The organism is Paenibacillus sp. 1182 (assembly GCF_017833915.1).
Taxonomy (GTDB): domain Bacteria; phylum Bacillota; class Bacilli; order Paenibacillales; family Paenibacillaceae; genus Paenibacillus; species Paenibacillus polymyxa_D.
Window position 1 is genome coordinate 407888 of record NZ_JAFICR010000004.1, and the last position, 20361, is coordinate 428248.

The 20361-nt window shown below is 35.5% G+C and carries 29 protein-coding genes; 3 read left to right on the forward strand and 26 right to left on the reverse strand.

Going from position 1 to position 20361, the window contains the following annotated elements; translation table 11 throughout:
* Positions 1-123 precede the first annotated feature (123 nt).
* On the forward strand, positions 124-423 hold the full coding sequence (locus JOD82_RS10875) for a hypothetical protein (RefSeq protein WP_209948907.1): 300 nt from the start codon (positions 124-126) through the stop codon (positions 421-423).
* A 79-nt stretch (positions 424-502) separates the two neighbouring features.
* Here JOD82_RS10875 and JOD82_RS10880 read toward each other — a convergent pair whose 3' ends face one another.
* The 13 genes from JOD82_RS10880 to JOD82_RS10940 form a co-directional block, all read right to left on the reverse strand.
* Positions 503-754 carry a helix-turn-helix domain-containing protein gene (locus JOD82_RS10880; RefSeq protein ID WP_209948909.1) on the reverse strand — a complete coding sequence of 84 codons (252 nt, stop codon included), beginning with the start codon at positions 752-754 and terminating at the stop codon, positions 503-505.
* 155 nt (positions 755-909) lie between these two features.
* Positions 910-1500 carry a hypothetical protein gene (locus JOD82_RS10885; protein ID WP_209948911.1) on the reverse strand — a complete coding sequence of 197 codons (591 nt, stop codon included), beginning with the start codon at positions 1498-1500 and terminating at the stop codon, positions 910-912.
* A 148-nt stretch (positions 1501-1648) separates the two neighbouring features.
* Positions 1649-1843, reverse strand: a complete 195-nt coding sequence (locus tag JOD82_RS10890; RefSeq protein ID WP_209948913.1) for a hypothetical protein — start codon at positions 1841-1843, stop codon at positions 1649-1651.
* A gap of 57 nt (positions 1844-1900) precedes the next feature.
* Positions 1901-2320 carry a hypothetical protein gene (locus JOD82_RS10895; RefSeq protein WP_209948915.1) on the reverse strand — a complete coding sequence of 140 codons (420 nt, stop codon included), beginning with the start codon at positions 2318-2320 and terminating at the stop codon, positions 1901-1903.
* 146 nt (positions 2321-2466) lie between these two features.
* Positions 2467-3045 carry a hypothetical protein gene (locus JOD82_RS10900; RefSeq protein WP_209948917.1) on the reverse strand — a complete coding sequence of 193 codons (579 nt, stop codon included), beginning with the start codon at positions 3043-3045 and terminating at the stop codon, positions 2467-2469.
* A gap of 27 nt (positions 3046-3072) precedes the next feature.
* The gene (locus tag JOD82_RS10905; RefSeq protein ID WP_209948919.1) at positions 3073-3486 is read right to left on the reverse strand and encodes a YopX family protein; all 414 of its coding nucleotides are present in this window, start codon (positions 3484-3486) and stop codon (positions 3073-3075) included.
* Positions 3487-3573: 87 nt separating this feature from the next.
* Positions 3574-3975, reverse strand: coding sequence for a hypothetical protein (locus tag JOD82_RS10910; RefSeq protein WP_209948921.1), 402 nt, complete (start codon positions 3973-3975; stop codon positions 3574-3576).
* A 3-nt stretch (positions 3976-3978) separates the two neighbouring features.
* Entirely contained in the window at positions 3979-4638 is a 660-nt protein-coding gene (locus JOD82_RS10915) for a hypothetical protein (RefSeq protein ID WP_209948923.1), read from the reverse strand.
* A gap of 501 nt (positions 4639-5139) precedes the next feature.
* Complete coding sequence (locus JOD82_RS10920) at positions 5140-5346, reverse strand: hypothetical protein (protein ID WP_209948925.1); 207 nt, start codon at positions 5344-5346, stop codon at positions 5140-5142.
* A gap of 280 nt (positions 5347-5626) precedes the next feature.
* The gene (locus tag JOD82_RS10925; RefSeq protein WP_209948927.1) at positions 5627-6028 is read right to left on the reverse strand and encodes a hypothetical protein; all 402 of its coding nucleotides are present in this window, start codon (positions 6026-6028) and stop codon (positions 5627-5629) included.
* Between the two features lie 34 nt (positions 6029-6062).
* Positions 6063-6572, reverse strand: coding sequence for a DUF6036 family nucleotidyltransferase (locus tag JOD82_RS10930; protein WP_209948929.1), 510 nt, complete (start codon positions 6570-6572; stop codon positions 6063-6065).
* A 217-nt stretch (positions 6573-6789) separates the two neighbouring features.
* Positions 6790-7209 (reverse strand): hypothetical protein, encoded by a 420-nt coding sequence (locus JOD82_RS10935; protein ID WP_209948931.1) that lies wholly within the window; start codon positions 7207-7209, stop codon positions 6790-6792.
* A gap of 86 nt (positions 7210-7295) precedes the next feature.
* Positions 7296-7598, reverse strand: a complete 303-nt coding sequence (locus tag JOD82_RS10940) for a hypothetical protein (protein ID WP_209948933.1) — start codon at positions 7596-7598, stop codon at positions 7296-7298.
* A gap of 284 nt (positions 7599-7882) precedes the next feature.
* Here JOD82_RS10940 and JOD82_RS10945 point away from each other — a divergent pair, with 284 nt between their 5' ends.
* Positions 7883-8422, forward strand: a complete 540-nt coding sequence (locus JOD82_RS10945) for an RNA polymerase sigma factor (RefSeq protein WP_209948935.1) — start codon at positions 7883-7885, stop codon at positions 8420-8422.
* 335 nt (positions 8423-8757) lie between these two features.
* Here the strand turns inward: JOD82_RS10945 and JOD82_RS10950 are convergent, their stop codons facing one another.
* Together JOD82_RS10950 and JOD82_RS10955 are read right to left on the reverse strand one after the other, a co-directional pair.
* The gene (locus JOD82_RS10950; RefSeq protein ID WP_209948936.1) at positions 8758-9276 is read right to left on the reverse strand and encodes a toxin-antitoxin system TumE family protein; all 519 of its coding nucleotides are present in this window, start codon (positions 9274-9276) and stop codon (positions 8758-8760) included.
* 2 nt (positions 9277-9278) lie between these two features.
* Positions 9279-10031, reverse strand: coding sequence for a helix-turn-helix domain-containing protein (locus JOD82_RS10955; RefSeq protein ID WP_245248985.1), 753 nt, complete (start codon positions 10029-10031; stop codon positions 9279-9281).
* 390 nt (positions 10032-10421) lie between these two features.
* Between JOD82_RS10955 and JOD82_RS10960 the strand changes: the two genes are divergently transcribed.
* Positions 10422-10937, forward strand: coding sequence for a dual specificity protein phosphatase family protein (locus tag JOD82_RS10960; protein ID WP_209948940.1), 516 nt, complete (start codon positions 10422-10424; stop codon positions 10935-10937).
* 56 nt (positions 10938-10993) lie between these two features.
* Here the strand turns inward: JOD82_RS10960 and JOD82_RS10965 are convergent, their stop codons facing one another.
* The 11 genes from JOD82_RS10965 to JOD82_RS11015 all read right to left on the reverse strand — a co-directional run bounded on the left by JOD82_RS10965 (position 10994) and on the right by JOD82_RS11015 (position 20293).
* Positions 10994-11593, reverse strand: coding sequence for a metallophosphoesterase family protein (locus JOD82_RS10965; RefSeq protein WP_209948942.1), 600 nt, complete (start codon positions 11591-11593; stop codon positions 10994-10996).
* A gap of 104 nt (positions 11594-11697) precedes the next feature.
* Positions 11698-12279 (reverse strand): hypothetical protein, encoded by a 582-nt coding sequence (locus tag JOD82_RS10970; RefSeq protein ID WP_209948944.1) that lies wholly within the window; start codon positions 12277-12279, stop codon positions 11698-11700.
* A 160-nt stretch (positions 12280-12439) separates the two neighbouring features.
* Positions 12440-14824, reverse strand: coding sequence for a DUF2726 domain-containing protein (locus JOD82_RS10975; protein WP_209948946.1), 2385 nt, complete (start codon positions 14822-14824; stop codon positions 12440-12442).
* 186 nt (positions 14825-15010) lie between these two features.
* Positions 15011-15247, reverse strand: a complete 237-nt coding sequence (locus JOD82_RS10980; protein WP_209948948.1) for a hypothetical protein — start codon at positions 15245-15247, stop codon at positions 15011-15013.
* A 58-nt stretch (positions 15248-15305) separates the two neighbouring features.
* Complete coding sequence (locus JOD82_RS10985) at positions 15306-15671, reverse strand: hypothetical protein (protein WP_209948950.1); 366 nt, start codon at positions 15669-15671, stop codon at positions 15306-15308.
* A gap of 36 nt (positions 15672-15707) precedes the next feature.
* Positions 15708-16043, reverse strand: coding sequence for a hypothetical protein (locus JOD82_RS10990; protein ID WP_209948952.1), 336 nt, complete (start codon positions 16041-16043; stop codon positions 15708-15710).
* Positions 16044-16126: 83 nt separating this feature from the next.
* Positions 16127-16303, reverse strand: coding sequence for a hypothetical protein (locus JOD82_RS10995; protein WP_209948954.1), 177 nt, complete (start codon positions 16301-16303; stop codon positions 16127-16129).
* 548 nt (positions 16304-16851) lie between these two features.
* Positions 16852-17571, reverse strand: a complete 720-nt coding sequence (locus tag JOD82_RS11000) for a hypothetical protein (protein WP_209948956.1) — start codon at positions 17569-17571, stop codon at positions 16852-16854.
* Between the two features lie 87 nt (positions 17572-17658).
* The gene (locus JOD82_RS11005) at positions 17659-18288 is read right to left on the reverse strand and encodes a hypothetical protein (RefSeq protein ID WP_209948958.1); all 630 of its coding nucleotides are present in this window, start codon (positions 18286-18288) and stop codon (positions 17659-17661) included.
* 222 nt (positions 18289-18510) lie between these two features.
* Positions 18511-19545, reverse strand: a complete 1035-nt coding sequence (locus JOD82_RS11010) for a PDZ domain-containing protein (protein WP_209948960.1) — start codon at positions 19543-19545, stop codon at positions 18511-18513.
* Between the two features lie 124 nt (positions 19546-19669).
* Entirely contained in the window at positions 19670-20293 is a 624-nt protein-coding gene (locus JOD82_RS11015; RefSeq protein WP_209948962.1) for a hypothetical protein, read from the reverse strand.
* Positions 20294-20361: the final 68 nt, after the last annotated feature.

A 20361-nucleotide genomic window follows, 5' to 3' on the forward strand; every position in this document is an offset into this window, starting at 1 on the left:
TATGTATATTTCATACAATAAAAAAGACCACTCTATTATATGTATATGTCATCTATAATAAGAATTACCCAATAAGAACAAGGTTGAAACAATGACTGATCTAATTTTCAAGGAGGACCTTCAATGATATTTGAATATTTTAAACATTATGAATTGAACGATATTTTAACGAAATTGCTTAGTGGTAATGATAGCACAGTTCGCTGTAAAATTGATTTTTCCGAAGCGTTAGATACTGATTGTGTAAATATATACAAGGATGGTCAGTTGGTCGATACGAAGAAAATGGAAGCCATTTTTGAACCTCTCTCCGTACATATTAATGCGAAGATTAAGTCTTACGATGTTATGGAAGTTGGCGACGATGGTGAAGTGTTTGTTTTCTTTCTTGAAGGGTTCAATACATTCACCAATGTAGCTTAATTGCATCTACAAAAAAAGAAAGAACCCTCTAAAAGAGGGTTCTAAATATATTGAATTCCATTCGCATATGTAAGTCAGGTTAAACTTGATGTGTTATAATGTCATCTAAATTTCCACCCAAACATTTAGTTAATGAATAAACGGCGATAAAACTTGGATTACTTCGGTCGCCACGTTCAAGCCGAGCGAGATAGGATTTATCAATACCTGTTTTATTAGCCAGGTCATCCAATGAAAATTTGAGTTCTTTTCTTTTGGCTTCAACCCAATACCCAAATTTAATCATATCTGTTTTGTAAATTTCGTGTACATCATTTGTCACAGTTGACATAATAACACCTTCTTTTCAATAAAATTAATATCGTCTATAAGCCATGAATAAAACAATTTTGCCTAAAAGTTTTATCATGGCTATTATACTTGTATATGTTACAAAAGTAAACCTATTTAGTAGGTTTACTTAGGTTCCTGATTCTCAAAAGTTTGTTATGTATCTGATTTTAACTTCATAATATCCTCATAACTCATATGGTAATATACTTGTCTATATTCTTGGAGGTCAGCTTCAATACTTTTAGCCTTCTGCTCAATATTTGACCAGGCTTCCATATAGAAAGCAATTAACTTTGATAAGCAAACGGGATTCTCAAAGTCGATAGGATTTTGATCATCGATATATCGTAAGACTTGACCGTTTACAGCCACATACTTATCATGCTCCACTTCAGTTAGAAGAATCATCATCTCCTCCATCGTTATTCTTTCCAACAAGTGTTCAATTCCAACCAATCCTCGTTCTCTCATAAATCGATATAGCTCTTGAACAAAATATCCCCTTTGCTCTTCATTTAGAAGGGGGATCGCTGAAATTCTTTCAAATAAATATACCGTGGAAAAGAAACGAATGTGCTGAATCTGACTGCATGGTATCTCCGTTACAGCTCCTTCCATCTTTAACGTTACATTGATCAGAGGTTTCCTTGAAAATATGTAAATAGATTTTTCAGGCTTATGATGTAGAAAGACCCCTCTTATGATTGATTTATCATGCAATATAACATCACAAAACGAAAACATAATATTGCCTCCCTTCAAATAAATAAGAGAGGAATAATCCCCTCGTGTTGAACTATTCTTTTACTTTAACAGAAGGGAGTTAGTATTTTCCACATGAAAATCATTAGAGTAGAAAATGCTAATGATTACTGCATAAACAATGAACATGTTATTTTTCTTCCTCTCTACCAATAATCAAAACTTGGCTTGTCTCAAAATCAATCAAACCCAAAACGAATTCTCCATCTTCTTCGAAAATGCCCCATCTTACACCTCTACTAAATACTTTTCTAAACTCAGAATACACTTCATCCAGAACTTTATTTTCTCCTTCTAAAACTTCTTCATATTCAATCATATCCATTCAATTCAACCTCTTTCTTTTAGTCATTGTTGTATAGGCTGTATCCGTTCAAAAAGGCTATCTCCCAACATATATCCCAACAGATTTTAAAGATGCATATATGACGGCTTCTGGCGTTAACTTAAACATCAACTCACCAATTGCTCGATGATCACAATCATCCCCAAAACATTCAGGATGAGTCGATTGTTGAAGGAGATAGCCGAAGTTATCTTTCATCCAGGTTTCCCCCTTCAGTTTCATTAAAATCATTCCCATGCCTTCCCAAGTGCAATACTGAGGTGGTAGATGATCACTTGTTGGGTGTTTGGTATGGATATTCACACTTGGCTTATTCCCCATTACATATCGATCTATCAAGACATCTCGTTGACGTGGCGATATTTCTTCATAGGGCTGTGCTTTAATCCACTCATATATCTCTTCTCGATCTTGTTCCATTAATCTCTGTAGTTCTTCACGACGAGCCTGATCCATCGTTACATTCCCCCCTCAACCCATTTATATAGTTCTCAATTATGAATTCACAAAACTGCATTATCATTTAGTACATGTTTTTAATGAACAATAGTAGAGTATCCCTTCTAAAAATGCTACAGAAACATCTCCCAAACTCCTCGAAATTACCTCTTGTTTTTAATTCGATCATATTTTCCTTTTTCTAAGCGCTCCTTCAATAATTCGAGGGTGTACTTTGACCCTGCTTGAAATTCAGTGTGCTCATTAGGTGAACTCTCTTTTATGATGAGATCATCAAGCTGTTTGTCGATATCATCTTTCAGTTTCGTAATATCGACATCAACACTCACTTGAACTTCATCCTTTAATATGTCCATTGTATTTTTCGCTATGTTCTCAGCCATTTTCCTTGCACAGCTACTGCAAATATTAGGTACTGCTGTATTTGTCCAAACTTCCTCGGCCCCGCAGAAATGACATCTAAATGGGGTCATGGCACACCCGCCAATTCCGCTACGAGAATGTTGTAAAGCCCTGGTCAGCTTATCTACATCAATTGGGGACTCATGCAATAATACAAAATCAGAAAACAAAATCATGAATTTTCTTAACGCATCAATATCTTGTTCCTGCATTATTTTCCATGGCATTGTCTTTCCGAAAAAATCTTTTTGCAAATCTTTATAGACTCCAGGGTATTTTCTTTTCTTACCGTAGAGTGAGTTTAAATAGAACTCTTTCATATCGTTCACCTCTCTCTTTCGTTGTGATTAATCGTTTTTATTCAAAAGTTCAAGCATTTCAGGATTTTCGTAAATATTACCTACGATCTCTCCGTCCTCAATATATAATAAATGCAAACCCATCAAGCTCTCATTTCCTCTAAACAATTGGAACATGCCTCCGTAATATCTGACTATTAAAAATTCAGGCAATGGAGCGGAGCTGCCAAAAGTTAATTTATTTACCTTTACGATATCCCCGTCACAATATTCCTTTTCGTGCTTGTCTTTTTGACCTGAATATAGCAGGTATTTTTGATCCGGGTGTTTAAAAAATGTTAGTCCCAGCATCTCAACACTTTCTAAAAAGTGTTCAATTAGTTCTTCTTGTGGCTCACCGTCGACCCACTCATACATTTTATGTTCTTTTTGATCCCATATTTTAAACTTGAATTCGTTCAATTGATTATCTCCCTCGCTTCGTGTGTCTTGTTAAGCTTTTTTTGAGCTCATGGAACGATTAAAATATTCAACGAACCACCAGAGTCTTCACGGATTCTCAAAAAAGACACCATATCCAACATTCCCAGATAAGGTTTCCAATGACTTGACGGTTAGTTGTAATTCGGGATCGGCTTTCATCAACAAAAAAATCCATAGTTGGCACAGATCATCTGCCGTCATGACATATTCTTCTTCATCAAATGGATTTACTTTTAGATTAGCAGTGTTAAAGCCAGCTTCATCTAACATATCTTTCATTTCACACGAAATCTCGTCTTCTTGATAATCTGCACAGATCGATTCGAGATCAATGCCTGTATTGTCTTTAATTTTATGATGAGCACGTTCTACTTCTTTAAAAGGCTTATTAGAACAGATTATATAGTATTTACACATTCCGTGACCTTCTCCAGACCAATCTCCAATAGGCATTAAAAATTCAACCATAACCTACTCCTCCTTCGTTTCAGGAAATTTAAACCTGAAATATCTTCGCCTATTTTCAAGTTTGGTTTCACACCAGGATTGATTCCACGATGCTTGCAAAGTAGCCATAACACTGGGCTTTGGGTTCGAATAATGAGTTTCACAATGTTCTAAAATCTGATCCACAGTTACCCATCCTTCAGTCCTGGAAAAATGTCGAGTTAATGCTAAATACTCTTTCACATTGTTCATCGATACGAAGTAGTCTGTCTTACTTTCTCCAGACTTTACTCCGCCAACTTGCGTCTTATGGTATTCTCGAATGTTTTTTCGAATGTTTGAACTTCTCGTCCGATTAAACCTTGCAGGAATGACTTGCTCAACATGTTGATGATTAACGACAAAAAGCAAACCAATTCTGTGCTGCTTCAATATTTCCTTTGCAAGTCGCGATACTGTTTTTATTTCGGGGACTGCAACATAAATGTAATGACCAAGATGCTTACGATCTATTGCTTGTTCAATAACCTTGAAGTTCAATGATGTCTTTAACTCAACGATAATGTTAATGACCCCTGTAATACCTAATACATCACAACTCCCCACTTCTCCATATACATCTGAACAGCCCACAATATTTACTAAGAATTTTTTGACTGGTTCAAATAAATCGCTCTCTTTCATTCAGTTTCCTTCCTTTTGATGTCGAATTTTCAACCAATTCCTCCAATATAGAAATTGTTCATACATATAACGACCTGACCAATAGATCGAAATAACCAACCAGCAAATAGGAACAATGAATGCAGCTATTGCTGAAATCAAAAAGCTTAACCCTCCCAATAGAATGATCCACGACATAATAAAAATCGAATCCAAAGTCCCTCCTCCTTTCTTTGAAAAATCATTACTCACCAATACTTTTCAATCAACCATTCAATCAACTTTTCAATTAAAAAAGATAACCCTATAAATCCAAACATCATAATATTAAAGACAATCGTCAGTTGAATGACCTGTTGCCAATCAATTATCAGTAGATTGTTATAAGCTCTTTCAAACCAGTTTTGTCCTGGTTATATTTTTATTTAAAAAACCATAAAGTAGCTACACTTCATAAAATAAACACTCTCCATCCATAATTAACAAAACAAGAGAGCAGAAGCTTATTGTTGTCCAGGTTACTCATCCGTAAATCCATTCTGCATCAATCTTTTTAATGATTCGAAGTTCATAATCAATTTGTTGATAATGGAGACATTCAAGAAACCCTTCAATTTTTGCATCTATTTTGTCATGGTAATCGTCCCCACTCAGGATCGTCTTTCCTTCTTCATCTATTAAGGAAACCTCATAAGCATTAAAAATAAAAATCTGCATCATTTTTGCCATAAACCATCATTTTTTCAAATATTCGTTTCATCCATATTCCCCTTGCATATCAACAGTTAATGTCATACAGAGTCCAGTGTCCAAGACAAGGAGTTTTCGTCTGGAAGGTCATCTTCAGGTTACTCCTAATCCGTACAATCATTTTATTATTGTTTATAGTCAATAATATTATAATTGTACCCTATATGTAATATAATTTCAATCATTCTTCAAAACTTGTAGAGACAGGTAATCTCTCTTGAATAATAAAAAAAGCTAACCGATTAAGGTTAGCAAATACTTATACTACTGGAGTCGATAAGACTTTTTTGGTAGCATACCAAACAAATGATTGTAAATCTTTTGTAAACTCCTTTATCTCCACAATTAACACAGGTGAAGAGATCATTTCCCTTTTTATGCTCATCTCGTAAATGAATTTGCTTTTAATCAACAGTTTTTGTTCTTCATGAAACAACGCTGAAACTATTTGATTATAAGCCCCATCCAAACCCATTTCGTTGCGCCTTACATAATAATAATGAAATGTTTCCTTGTCTTTTAATACATACATGTTCATAAATCTTCTTTTACGATGATTTTTCCTGATCGATCTCAATATACTATCGATCGGTTCATTTTCAAACAAATGATTATGAAGTTCCTTAATATACTGATTAAACACATACTGATAATAGTTCATATCCATCACCCTTTTATTCATTTCACATCAATGATCATTCAAATGAATAGAGAACCGTTCTTTTGAAATCATTCCACTTGTTTTTGAAATTGTCGTAATTTTTACTTTCTAACTCCGTTGAAATGGTGTTCAACAACTCTAAGTTTGTCTCATAAAGAATTCCAGTTTCCAAAATATCATCAATATCTGACCTTTTGGAACGTCCTACTTTCGCCAACACCAGATCTTCATTACTTAGCATACGAAGATCGAGAACCTTACAATGACTTGGCAATGCGACAGTTCTTTCATAGTATGTCTCTGATAGAGTTATCACTTCAGAGGAAGCATTATTGATAGAGAAAGATTCCAAGTAATTTAAAACATCGCTATCGAGTTGTGCAATTGTATCAATATCAAGCGTGAACTTATTATCGAACCCCTTCAACAAGAAAGATGCGCCACCCACAATGACTAATTCCAATCGATCTAAGTTTGGAAATACCTGTTTAATGAATTGATCTGCCATCAAAAAATTCTCCATTACTTCATTCACTGTATTCATTATAAAATCGCTCCTGTCATAAATTGAGTTCCTGTTAAAATCTATAAGTGTAAAACTTAAAATAACACCGCAATGTGCATCCTAACTTTTAAAATCTATATATTATAGAATCTCTACAATTTTTTATGAGGGATGTTTGCGTGGAGACAAATAAAAAAGGCTGACCTTAAAGGTCAGCCTTCGTGCATAAAACCAAATCTATGTAGAAACAGTTTATTTAATCCAGTTTATTATCAAACAATCCTTTTTTCTTTCTGGCATACATCATAAAAGACTTCAAATTTTTCATAAATACCTTTTTCTCATAACTCGACGCATCGCTTCTCGCCATTTCAGGAGTAAGAGATAAAAAAGTAACAAAATGTTCCTTGATTTTGTCCCCATATGTATTTTCCGTGAGGGCTCCAATAACAATATCAAAGATGGAGGAAAGACCAAGCTTTTCTCGTTCATTGTAGCAATGATAAAAAAAAGCTCGGTCTTTTATAAGATGTAAAGTGACCAGGTGATGCTTTTGATGATGTTGATTGATGTCAGTCATGAGATCATCAAACGATGCTGAACCAAATAAATGTCGCTGTAGCTCCTCAACGTATTCTAAAAATAAGGTATGATCAAAATCAATATCAAACAACATGTCAGTACACCTCTTCCGTTCATATGTAAAATTTAAAGAGCAGAATTAACCATGGGAGGTTAATTCTGCTTTCATTGACCTCTGCACTACGCGCTCAATTCGGAAATCAACTTCAATTCATCTTCTTGACATGCTTTAAGTTTGATCACATTGTCAACAAATTTTTCAAACCCTTCAGTATCCAGTGACTTCTCTTTCCCCATAAACAAAACAGAAACTGATTCATCATTTGGTGTGATTTGAACACCCTCTTTGGTCAAGAGATTCTTCTTGCTATCAGGGACGAGTAATCCAAATTGGAAAACCGCCAAACCTTCTTTTTCAACGGCTTTGTAACGAAGCCCCTTCTCATTTAAAGTATTGACCACTTGCACCAGTGTAGTTCCCATACACATTCAACTCCTTATCGTTTTTTTCGCTCATCTTCATTATATAAGAATTATATTGGTTTCATTATTTTCAGTCAATTATTTTTTACAAAATATTAAAAGAAATCGTGCTGTTTAGGCTATTTATTTCATATATTGACTTTAGTCAATTTTAGAGTTATTTTAAAGGATATGATATAGAGGTACGGTTTTAATTAGATCATACTATACCGTGTTTCAAGGCATTAATAGCCTTTTAATTTCTTTTGGAGTTTTAAGCTGTACCGCTGAAAGGATGGTATACATTGGACGTATTGCTAAACCAAATAAAAGAGGGAAATGCCGAAGCTTTAATTTCGCTTCTAAAAGAGCTGGAACCCAAAATAAGCCGGATTATTTCGTTTAAAGTATCCAACGAACAAGATGTAAAAGACCTCACGCAAGAGGTAATGGTAAGGATCTATCGACATATCTATAAACAGGATGAGTCAAAAGCAAAGCTGATGACATGGGTTACGCAAATTGCCAAAAATCTCTGCATTGATTACTACAGGAAAAGGTACCACCAGGTTTTGTTGTTGGGTGACGATGAACTTACACTTCAATCGAATGAAAAGATGGAGACGCAAATGGAAAAAGCAGAATTCTCGATCGAATTGTTAAATGCTCTTGACACCCTATCGGAAAAACACAGGGAAGTTTTCATCATGAGACATTTACATGATAAAAGCTATGATGAAATAGCGAATAAGATGAAGCTTCCTTTGAACACCATCAAATCCATTATACATCGATCAAGGCATACTCTCCGAGGGCTACTCAGTGATTATAAAATGACTGGATAGCAATAAGAAAAATACCTTATCATTGTTGCTAACTTCATCTCTTCCTCCTAAGTTGCTTTTTCTTCTTCTAACGAAACTCTACTCCCAACAAGATCTCTATTCTTTTCCGTTATGATATAAAAATATTAGTAAACCGCTTCCTAACACACCCCAAAAAGGGTGTTGTCGTTCGCTTATTGCTCCATATATTCCAAATTTTATTATCATATATACTTACATCTTTTTTCCACACTTCATCATATATAATGCATAACTATATTCATAATATCTATTCATTGTTTTTCCTATGGATAACAAAACAACAACACCCCACTCCTTGAAGTGGGGTGTTGTTGTTATACGGAGTCCAACGATTCTATGGTTTCAGCAGCGTATTCTTTCCCTGATTCTATGTACGCTCCGACGAAGGTGAAAGCTTGTCGGAGAGTTCTTACATTATAGTTCTCTCTACGTTTCTTTCGATCCGCTGGGTCGTAGTGATGATGATGAGGCTCTGTTATGACTTGATATGCAGTGGGGGTCCAACTCGCGTCATGAGGGTCATTTCCCCAGGATGTTATATGGCTTGTTTGGATTCCTTGCTTAGGTAACAACCTTCTCCATGTATAACTATATCGTTCAATATAACCAGCCTCATCATATTTCTCTATAGCTGTTAAACCTGTGATTCCATGGACAGGATGTTCTTTTAAGGGAAAGGTAACTTCTAAACGTTTATTGGTTCTTCTATAGCTTCCAAAAATAGAACTTTGATCTTTCAATTTATCGTAGACAGCCAACAAATGGCCAAAATCTTCTAATATTTCTGAAATATCCGCTGGGTAAAGTAATTGATTGTGATCGTTTTCTGCCAATGTTAAATACTCCCTCCTCCCAATTTTAAAATCTCATTCATTTCTTCTAAAAGATCTTTCCATCGATAGTAGTCTGTCGGGTCATCCATTTCATCCCCGTTTTCATGTCGGAATGCTTCTTCAAATGATGTTGTTTTGTACTTTAATTGTAATTCAGACAGCTCATGATTGATTTCTACAAAACGATCAGCAGGCGTTTGATTGCGAATCTTTTTCTCTTGTGCAATTGCTTGCATCAAAATGGAGTAGATTGGATCACGCATGATTTCTATTGTATATTTAGGAATCTTATTGTGTGTTCCATTTTCTACACACTCTAACCCTTGCTTGATGTATTTGTTCAGCGTAACTTTGGAAACGCCAAGCGCAGCAGCAGCCTCTTTAGGTGTTAATAAATAAGTATCTTGATAAATAAACTCAATATGTTCACCTCCCAGATGGTAATACCAGTTCTCAAAATCAATCTTAATCTTCCCGAAATCCAGATCCGTTGCAGGTACTTCTAATTTCACCAAACGATCCAACCATTTCAGTAAGTTATTTTTGTGTTTTTCAGAGAAGAGATATTCGCTTGAAAATGAAAATCCTGTGTTACTAATTTTTATACCATCTATTTTATCTTGAAAAACGGATATCATGTTTGTAATGAGCTTGTTGAAAATAAAGTCTGTTTCTTTTTCAATAATGAGTTGATTCTGACTCTGAAACCCTTTTTGTATTTGATCTTGCGTATATTGATATATGGCTTCACTCATATACATCATCCCCCCTCGTCTCCTCCTTCATTTTAGCATATAGTTAACGTTTTTTCAATATCGTTAACTAACAGTATATGATAATCATTAACTTTATATACATAGCCAAAAAAAGAATCATATAAAAAGACCCCTAAAAATGATCTCCAGGAGTCTGATTTCCGCATAGGTCTGGTATATTCCGTTTAGCCGATTTCGATTCTATAGGTTTGTTAGCAATCGCCATTTTCATGAACCGTCAACTGCCCATACAAAAACATTGCTTTATAGCGGCATGACATCTCCATTTCATAGATATAAATGTCTATAGTTATTTTTGTGGGAATTATATTTTACACCCTATAATATATACTAATATGACAAAAATGCGAATGATAGAGGTGAGTCACATTGAAAACATTACTCGACTTTTCTTTTAAATCAGGTACAGGACATCCTTCAGATGATGAATACAAAATCGGTATTACACAGGTTACAGACGAATTATTTTTAGGTGGAGAAGAAGATGTCTCAGAAGTGTTCCCACAGGTACAAGTTTGGGTAGACTTGCGAAGTGAAGGAGCTTGGAATCGAATTGTGGAAATTCCCTCACACATCACTTATATACGAATCCCCATAAATGACGGTGACGCTGCAAGGGCGGATCAAGTCTTCTCCAAGGCAAAAGATATTATTGAACTTTCTATAAAGGCTGGAGAAAAAGTAGTGCTTTCCTGTCAAGCAGGCATTAGTCGTTCCGTTGTTGTTGCCTGGTGGATTCTTGCTAAACAGCTCTGCGATGCAGAAAAAGCATGGGGCATACTCAAGCTAAAACGCCCTGCTATTGAACCTGACGAAGCGTTTTTCACGTTCATTTCCCAGAATATATTGTCCATTCAAGGTCACAAGACAACCATCTCAACTTAAAAAAAGAAGTGCTGCTTCAATTCCAATGGATAAGCGGCACTTCTTTTATATTTTGTTTAATCGAGAACCTTTAGCACGTGCTGAATATCTCGGGTCTCTGTGTCAAAGATAATTCCACCATAAACAGAGACCACCCAGGTATGATGAAGCCGACTCACCTTGTTAACATGCTGATGTCCGTGAAAAACAAAGGTAGGACGTTTTTCTCTAATATATCTTTCCAACCCTAAGAATCCCTCATGTGCTAAATCTTCTTTATCATGAATTCCTTTTGGGGAATTGTGAGCAATAACAATATTCGCTTCCGGAAGCTCTTCGCATATTTTTAATGCTTCTTCTTGTGTAAACATAGGGGCCCTCTCTTTTTTGTACTTGATACTCCCTTCAAGACCCACGATAGTTTGATCCATAAAAGATATACGGTTGCCATGAACATTTGTAATCCCATAAGCCTCTAAGTCTCCATAATAATCGTGATTTCCTAAAACACCAATTTGTTGCTTAGAAGAAAACTTGGTAACGATCGCACTAAGTTCCATATGGTCGATATCACCAAGAAAAAACACAACATCAAACTGGGACGTGTCCAGTTGCATAAACCTCATCCATTCTCGGTATTCTATTCCCTGTAAATCCGATAAAATCAGTATTTTCACATTGCTCACTCCTTTCACTGCCAAACGGCTCTTTATCCCTCTTATACACCTTTCCATTCGATATCATTCAAAAAAGCCGGCGTAAGCCAGCTCCTATTTATTCATTATGAAATGTTTAACTGTGATGATATTCCATCTATAATTTCTACATTTTTAACCTTTGCAACCAACTCTCCATGCTGTACGGCTTTTTGAATTAACTGCATTAAATGTTGGACTCCCCCTTGTTCGGTTAAATTGAAGGAAAGCCGACGATCATCGTTTGATACTTCAAGACCGACAATATTCTCCTTGGCAAAACCATCTCTAAACAGTTCATGTACCACGCTAAGTTCCGTTAAGGTTAGCTTTTGTTCCATAATCAAGAGTTTCACTTTATTCCAGAACAAATCAGTTTGTAATAATTCATTTTTATAATAAGAAGTAAACGTATTTTTCATATCATCATTTAACAATTGATACATACATGTTTTTTCATAAGAACCTAACTCACTAATAATCGTGTAAGAGGTATAATCGGAATTTTCCAATTGAATGACTTCGTAACAGACTTTTTCATTACGTCTAAACCATTTCTTTGTTATTTCTATATGTACATTAGTAATTATTACAATGGAACCATCTTGATCTTGAAGGGCAATCCCTTTTATTTTTCCTTTGTTGGTTTCGACTTCTACAATATACAATCTTAACTCATCCCTTATCCTATATATAGTGTTACCTAAATTATATCAGACATATCCATGATTTCAACCTTTTTTGTAAATTATAATTTACACGTTATGAATGAAAAAAAAGACTCCCCTATTTTTAGGAAGTCTTCATTTGACTCTTAGGTGCAGTTCATTAATGATACGTAATGAAAAGTTCTTTCATTTGAGGGATTGCGGATTTCAATTTGGTTTCAATTTGTTCTCTCGAAAAATCAATTAATGTTTCTAATTCGGAAGCAACGGAAACGTGCAGTTGGTTACCATTATTCAAATCAATGATTCGTGACTTCTTCGACACCCCTTCTCCAACAATCTCATCCCATAATCCCTGAAGAACATCCAGATCGATATCCGAATGAAGCGAAATACCAAAATTTCGAAGATCAATTTCATCTAAAATGTTCAGGTCTCTCTCTGAATCCTTTTGAGAAAGAATAAGCATCTCCTTTGTCGCATTTCGAATTTCTTGTTTCAACTTTTCAGCAGTCATCCCTTTGTTAAAGCGAATACGAATCAACGGAATTCCACTTAATTTAAAAATGCTGTTTTTCATCTCATCCTTTTTTAGAGAATGGACAGAGTCATGATAAGTGCTATCTTTCTCAATAGCAAGTATAGGGATATAACTGGACGTGCTTATGATTGCAAAATCAACATGAGCCATAAACAAGTAATTCAGTTGTTCACTTGACAAGTTCTCCCGAAGCTTCTCTACATCCATGATCGTTTTAAGACTGATATTAGGAAAAACAAATTGTTGAGGAAACAATTCTAACAACACTCGATATAGATTAATCTCAGACTCGTGAAAGAAAATGGGTCTTGAAATATTGGAACGATCGGCCTGAATAATTTGTCGTTCTAATTTGGGATCAATAAATTCAGCTACCAGTTTTTCAACGGTTGGATCTATTTTATAATGATCCTGATGGACTTCCAACATCCCGAGATGGATTAAGTCAGTGATATTTTTTTCCGTATAAGAAAAACTTTGTTTGGTAGCCATCGCTAATTCCTCTATGGTGAAGGGACGATTCCCCCATTTATACAAGGTAAATAACACTTTTTTGTGATACTTATTTGTTGATTTAAAGTAGTCTTCCTTGATTTGCCGACTTCTTTCAGTCCTTTTCTGTATCTCCTTCTCTAAAATAGCTAAGTTTTCTTTAGCCTTTTCTGATCCATGATCAATAGCTAATTTATAATATTCAATTGCTTTATTGTCATTGTTCTCAATATCATTATATAGAAGCCCAAGATTATTATATACTGAGGCTGGAGCGTTCCCCGCTTCAACTAATTTCAGGTACATCTCTTTAGCTGCTTCGTAGTAACTCATTTCATATAGAGAATAAGCTATTTCAAAGGAATAATGATCTGCATCAGTCAGATATCCTTGCGTGTAAAAATCAACGATCATCTCATATTCTTTATTACTGAACAGTAGATTCAAATGTATATGACCATCGGTGACCTTGTTTGCCTTGTTTGGACTTATTTTGAACAATCTTTGATGTACATTCTTAACAATGTCATAATACTTATCTTCTTCGGTTGTAAAATAAATATTGCTCCAAATCGTTTCTAACGGCATATAAAATTCGTTAGCGATACACCAATCAAAACATTTATTATATTGCTTAATAAATGTTTTGACTTGAGTTTTATTCATCTTAATCGTGAATAAGGTTTGCCCTTCATCCAGATAAAGTTCTATGAAAAATTGAAACAAACCAATGAGTTCTGTGGGTATATAATCATCTATAACCCCATACAATTCTTCGATATACGAGGATATTCTCGTCTTATTTTCGAACAAGAAGTATTCCGAGGTATCATATGCGATTTTTAAAAATGTGAGAGTGTGCTCTATATATTCTCGTTTGCCAATTTGTGTTTTATCCAATTGTTTTAGGATCTCAAGATATACATCTAATGTTTCGAGATAACCAGGTGATTCATAATATAGTTCTGGGTTTTTCCCTTCATGGTTTATATAGAGATGGGCATCAGATTCATCAAATAAGTATACTTGCTCGACAGGATAAATGACGGCATTTATCAATTCTTCTTTCGGGAAGTTGTTCCAAATTTCAAGCAACTTCTCGTCGATTTTTCCGCATGCTTTCTGCTGAGCAAATGATTCCAATATCAAAAATAATATATCATATCGATCTAAGGCACTATTTTCTGGTTTCAGTTTCCACTCTATGTAACTACTCATAAATATATCGTATTTTTGAGTAGCCAAGAGATAATGATTCCCATTGACCAGGGCTTTTTTTAATGCATAGACTACGTCTATCCCCCAACTGTATCCCTTTTCTTTCACTTCAGGTTTTATTAGCAACTCATGTAAGTGGTCTACGATATAATCAACTATCGGAAAGAGGTGTTCTTCGGAGTAAAATTGAGAAAGATATTCATCATAATCACCATCATATTGTTTTCGACTGATGGGAGTTAACATTAAAATGAGATCTTGAGGGTAATTCGCCACTAATTTCGTTTCAATCATCATTTAGCTCCTCTAACAACGAAGTTTTTCAGCTTTTTCCATTATACTAAAAAAGAAAAAAAGATGGAACGTGTGATCACTTCTCTTAAATTAAATCCTACAATTTTGCTTTCAAACATATTAAATACAAAGAGCCTCCTAATAAGAAGGCTCTTTCAGATCAATGACTAAAAAGTAAACGCACAATCATAATTTATCAGAAGATTTTGATTTAACAATATCAATTCTTAAAAAATAATTATCAGGATTTCTCCTTCTTTCTACAAAAATCCAATCTTCACCAATTAGAGTCCGCAAGTATTCCATACTTTCTTCAAACAATCCCAACATCGAAACGTGGTCTCCCTTTAAAGTATAATCATGAATGCGGCTAAACCAAAATGGCTTTGCTTCTAATACTGCTATCACTTCTTCTAATGTCATATATGATCCTTCCAAATTAACATTTTTTTAATATCCCAAATGTTAATTTCATTTTTCATTATATTGAACAGATATTTTCTTTTAAAATATGTTTTTTGTCAATAGCATTCCATACATACACTTCCGTTTTTCCTTTCAACACCTCAATATACTGGCGCTTCTTTTTAAATCCTCTTCGCTCAAGCATACCTTCCAGGATTGGATTAATGATGGATGGAAATCTCACTACACGATACTTCGCTTTAAGTTCATCAATAAAACGTCCTGTATGTCCCTTTCCAGCCACCATTGCGTAAAATGCGGGAATGCACACACTATTATTTGGCTCCTCTACAAGATGACCCGAGATGCCTCTGGCGATCTTATGCATACCACCCAAAGCATAAAAAGGATTATCAACAGCTATCGGATTCATATATGGCATAACGATCTCTTCCTTTACATGTACATTTTCAAATAATTAATATTGGATTTCTTTAATTATTTCAGTATCGAAGATGCAAAGTTCTTTCTCACCCGTAATATATGAAATAACAAGAGCCTTAAAGTTCATTGCAGCAATAACTTTGCTCCAAGTTTCTTCCAAGGGGTATTTTTCAATAAAATCTTCAAAATCTATTGTTGAGACTTTACTTTCATCTACGCTTACCTTTAAAATGGCATCCCCAAATATATGGGCAGCTTCTTTACTTGAAGTAAGATAAAGCCCTGTTCCCCATAGCCCTTTGCCCAACTGAAAATCGCTATTTAGGATACTCTTCTGTCGCCTTTGTGTTGTTCCGTGATACCAGAACATTTTCTCACTCCGATCTCTTTAAGTATTGTCCTTCAACTTCTTCATTGGAATAAATTCAATTTTTTCATTCGAAGCACTTAATCTTAGTGATGCACCCAAATCACTCTTTGACTTTCGATATTTCTTTCATAAAAGGCGATATCTACAAGGTCACCTTCTTCGAGGGACAACCTTGCAATATCTCTCTCTTGTATCACAAATTCAAGATCAGGATGTTTTTTAAAAAATTCTTCTCCAGTCGAATCCATACTTTCTCTCACGATTAATTGTCTCCCCTTTGATTTAAGCATGCATAAACTAATTTGAACTCGATCCGTTGGAGCAACTTCCTCTGGTCGTTTAGCAAGACTGTATAGGAAACGCTTACGATCACCAGAGGATTCTATCTCTTACGAGTCAACGAGTGCATAAAGTCTATATGTGCTGAGATTACATCAATTTTCGCACTAAAATCATCTAAAGTTGTATGTTCTAAGACCTCTATCATTTCGTTTTTTACCATTTCAAACATTTTTACGTAAGACATTATTATACCTTCTCCTATCTATTGAACTTACTAAAAAACATACTTCCGCCAATAAGCCTTTTAAGTATTTTCTCTCGGTGCGTTCAAGTTTTTTTATTTCAGCATCACCAGATCATTAGGATGTTGATTTTCCTTAGCCTCAACCGATCTACGAAATAGAAATCAACCCAAACCCTTGACATGGCTTTCCTTTTGCTAATTTTAGCTTTTTTTTAATTCAAAATATATAGCATTGTTAGAGGAAGAATAAATCCTTCCTCTATGCAGATTTGAACAGCCCTTTTACTTTTCAAGAAGATCACGAATAGCTTGGTTAATTTTCTTTATTACTTCATGATCATCTACGATATTGCCAGTGCAACACCCGCCACTAACCTTAATGCTACCATAACGAGGCTCTTTGACTCTCTTACAACTACTCCAATCTTTCGTTCCATCTGTGTTATGCTTATATTGATTTCGCCATTTCATTTCTCGGTAATAGAATTGTCCACTTCCACATGGAAGCTCAAACGAATACCAAGTCGTTTTTCCCTGGATAGCTGCCCAAGCTCCTACCCAAGTCGTTGCAACCCATCGAACTGCCCCGTTTACTTCTTTAAAAATGAGAACAAGACGGTCTGAATCAAGAATTTTAGGCCATAACTCTTCTTTGTAACGGTTTGTTGCTTCAAACGCTATAATGGAGTTAGCTATCATTTTTCTGCCATCCTTGAGCGATGTTGCTGATTCGTGCAGTATTTGCAAACTTAGGCAGCCGTACTCGCCTCCACATGCTTCCAAGCGAACTTTCCAACGAGATTTTCCTTTACTTGAGGACGGTTTGTATACCGACCCTTTATAAGGATAAGAATTTCCTATTGTATTTACAGGGACAAGAACAGAGTAAGTACCTGAAAATTGCCATTCTCCATCAATATCAATACCACCATCAGCATCCAACCTAATTTGTTGGTAGGGTTCCTTTGTTTCAGCTTCATTCCTTAAATGCATTACGTCCATTACATATCCATCCCCTTGTTGTATTGTTAACTATACTTTTCCTTAAAAAAAGAGGAGGTTTTCAAGCCTCCCCATCTTTAAAGCTATTTATTTCTTAGCTATTTTCAGCCCATATGCCCTGCTATTCCGTTCGCCACACATAAACTCAACGTATCCTTTCGCCTGTTGTTCATTGCAGAAGTTTGCATAGTTTCGGCGACCGTCGGAATGATTAGTTCGGATTACAGCAGTTGTGTATTTTTCAGGTAGAAAATCTGGAAACCCTGTTTGACCACGCTGTATAATCTCGAATTCCGGCTTTTTGTAGCTTTGATGTTGCCAAAGAACTTTTCCACTTTTCGTGGATACTACTTTTACAATACATTGATCCAGCAAACGGCTACCACCATAACTACGACGGTTTGCAAGTAGTAATGGAATCTTCACTTCACCCATGGAACAACCAATCGTCCCGATGGTAAGGTTCTCATCTGCCATATCGTAACCCGTCTCTTGATCCCCATAAAAAAATCTGCACCGCGTCCCTGCACGATATGCATCATCGAGTACACGAATTAGCGAATCAGGAGTCTCCCCATTATAGTAGATCCCGTTTAACGCTTTATACGTCTCCAGTTCCCCAGTTAGCCGTGTTTTAACAGTAACTTCTTGAATTCCATACGATGTGCCCGATTTCGTCCCCACAATTTCGGTGCGTTTTCTTGCAACTAAACTCATATAAACATCCTCCCCATGTGATGCATCACGCATCTCCAAATATATATAAGATAATTTATCTTACGCATGGATGGGTCGATTCATAAGAATAGAAGATAGAAAAAGCTAAGGGATTCCTTAGCTTTTTAAAGTGCCCATTTCGTTTGTTATTCCTCTGTCATTTAACAATGAAGAGGTTTGTTAAAGTTTCACAATAGCAAGTCATTACGCATCGCATTACACTTATTTAAGCTTGGTTAACTGTTCAATCGCTTCATCCAATGTTTCAACTGGAATAAGATCTATTTTCTCATGATCTTCTGAAGGAATGTCCATCATTTGCGATTTTGGGTATAAGAAGACATCGGCACCTTCTTTAATTGCTGTTCTTATTTTCATATCCAGTGAACCAATGCGACCCACATTGCCAACAACATTAATAGAGCCTGTTCCTGCAATCTTTTTACCATGTGTCAAATTTACTTCTGGCTTCAATTGCTGAACAATCCCCAAGCTAATCATTAACCCCGCCGAATTTCCCGCAAAACTCATTTTTTTTGTATTAACAACCTTCTCTTCATCCACATTGGTGATGTCTAAGGTGGTTTCAGGCATAATTCCAGCAGTCAATTGATGATTACAATCTCTTTCGTTCGCAATAAATGAAAGCTCTTTTCTTGTTCCCTCTCTTTCTATCAAGACGGTTACACGATCCCCTTCTTGATGTTCATTTAATAAAAGATTGAAGTCTTCCCCTGTTGTCACTTCTTCTCCATTCAGTGATATCAATTTATCACCAGGTTCAAAAAGCTTTGCTATTTTACTATGATAGGAGGTTGTCAAAACAACGGGTTCCTTCCAAATACCATTCGGTTCAATATGGACTGTATGGAGAGCAGCAGCAATCGCATTTTGACTCATATAGGGCAAAATCCTGTGCCCATATTCCTGCTCATCATCATAGCTGAATGAACTACATGCTTGAGGAGAAGCTGCCCTTCCCTCATATCCCATCCACCTGTTCCGCAGTTCTTCAAGTCGATTCTTAGGGGAATTGGAATAGACATAGGTTAAATAGAAATGAGCATTAGGAACTTCTTTTCCACCCAAAGTTTCAGACTGGATGAATTGATTTACATCTACAAGTCCTCCTTCTTTGACTTTTTCTATTTTTTCTTGAGGTGGCAAATAGGATAAAATAATGCCTCCAATTAAAACACTTCCAAACAGGGCTGTTATAGCTAAATATATAGCAGTCCATTTATTCACTGCTTTCATTTTCACACCTCTAATAGTTAAAAATAATGTTCTCTACATAACAATATCGGAAGATAAGAAAAAAACAGAGAGTTGTTATCACTCTCTGTTTTATCACCATTCAAACTGGTTTCTTTAATATTGATTAAAGATTTTTTTGTAGATCGATAATTTTCTGTAAAACATCATGTTGGTCCTTCAAGATGACTTCCTGATATTCAAAAATGGATAGCCCCAAATATTCGTGAAGCTCCATAATCTTACTTTTCGATTCTTTCCATTCCTCTATAGCTTCGTCCAACTGACAAAGCTTAGCCTCGCCTGATTTAACCCTCTCAATAAACGTTTTTGGACGATTTTTCTTCTCATACTCATCCATTTGAAGAATGTTACAAATTGCCTGAGGAGCAAATGAACTTACATCATACTTTTTCCCGAGTGCAAGGATCAAAGCATAGTCAAACGTTTCAGACACCTCATGGTAACGTCTTCCATGAATAACAGGCTGAAAGTATACCCAATTTCCTTCCTTTTGTTTACGTTGAATCTCGACAATCGCAATGTCATCATTTACGATCGTGGTATCAAGAACACATTCACCTATAGAGAGCATTAATTCTTTTTCAATTTCGTTTTTCTTGTTCTGCTCTTCTTCATAACGCTTAGCCATTCCAAAAATACGTGCTAATGCATATTTCCCATTCTCACGCTCCATTAAATCCTTAAAGTAACTTACAATCTCATCTGTTCCTTGAAAGTCTTGCAGCATATATATGCCCCCTTAATATGATGTGTAGCATAACACAAACTGTTTTTACGAATTCATTAATACTTTAT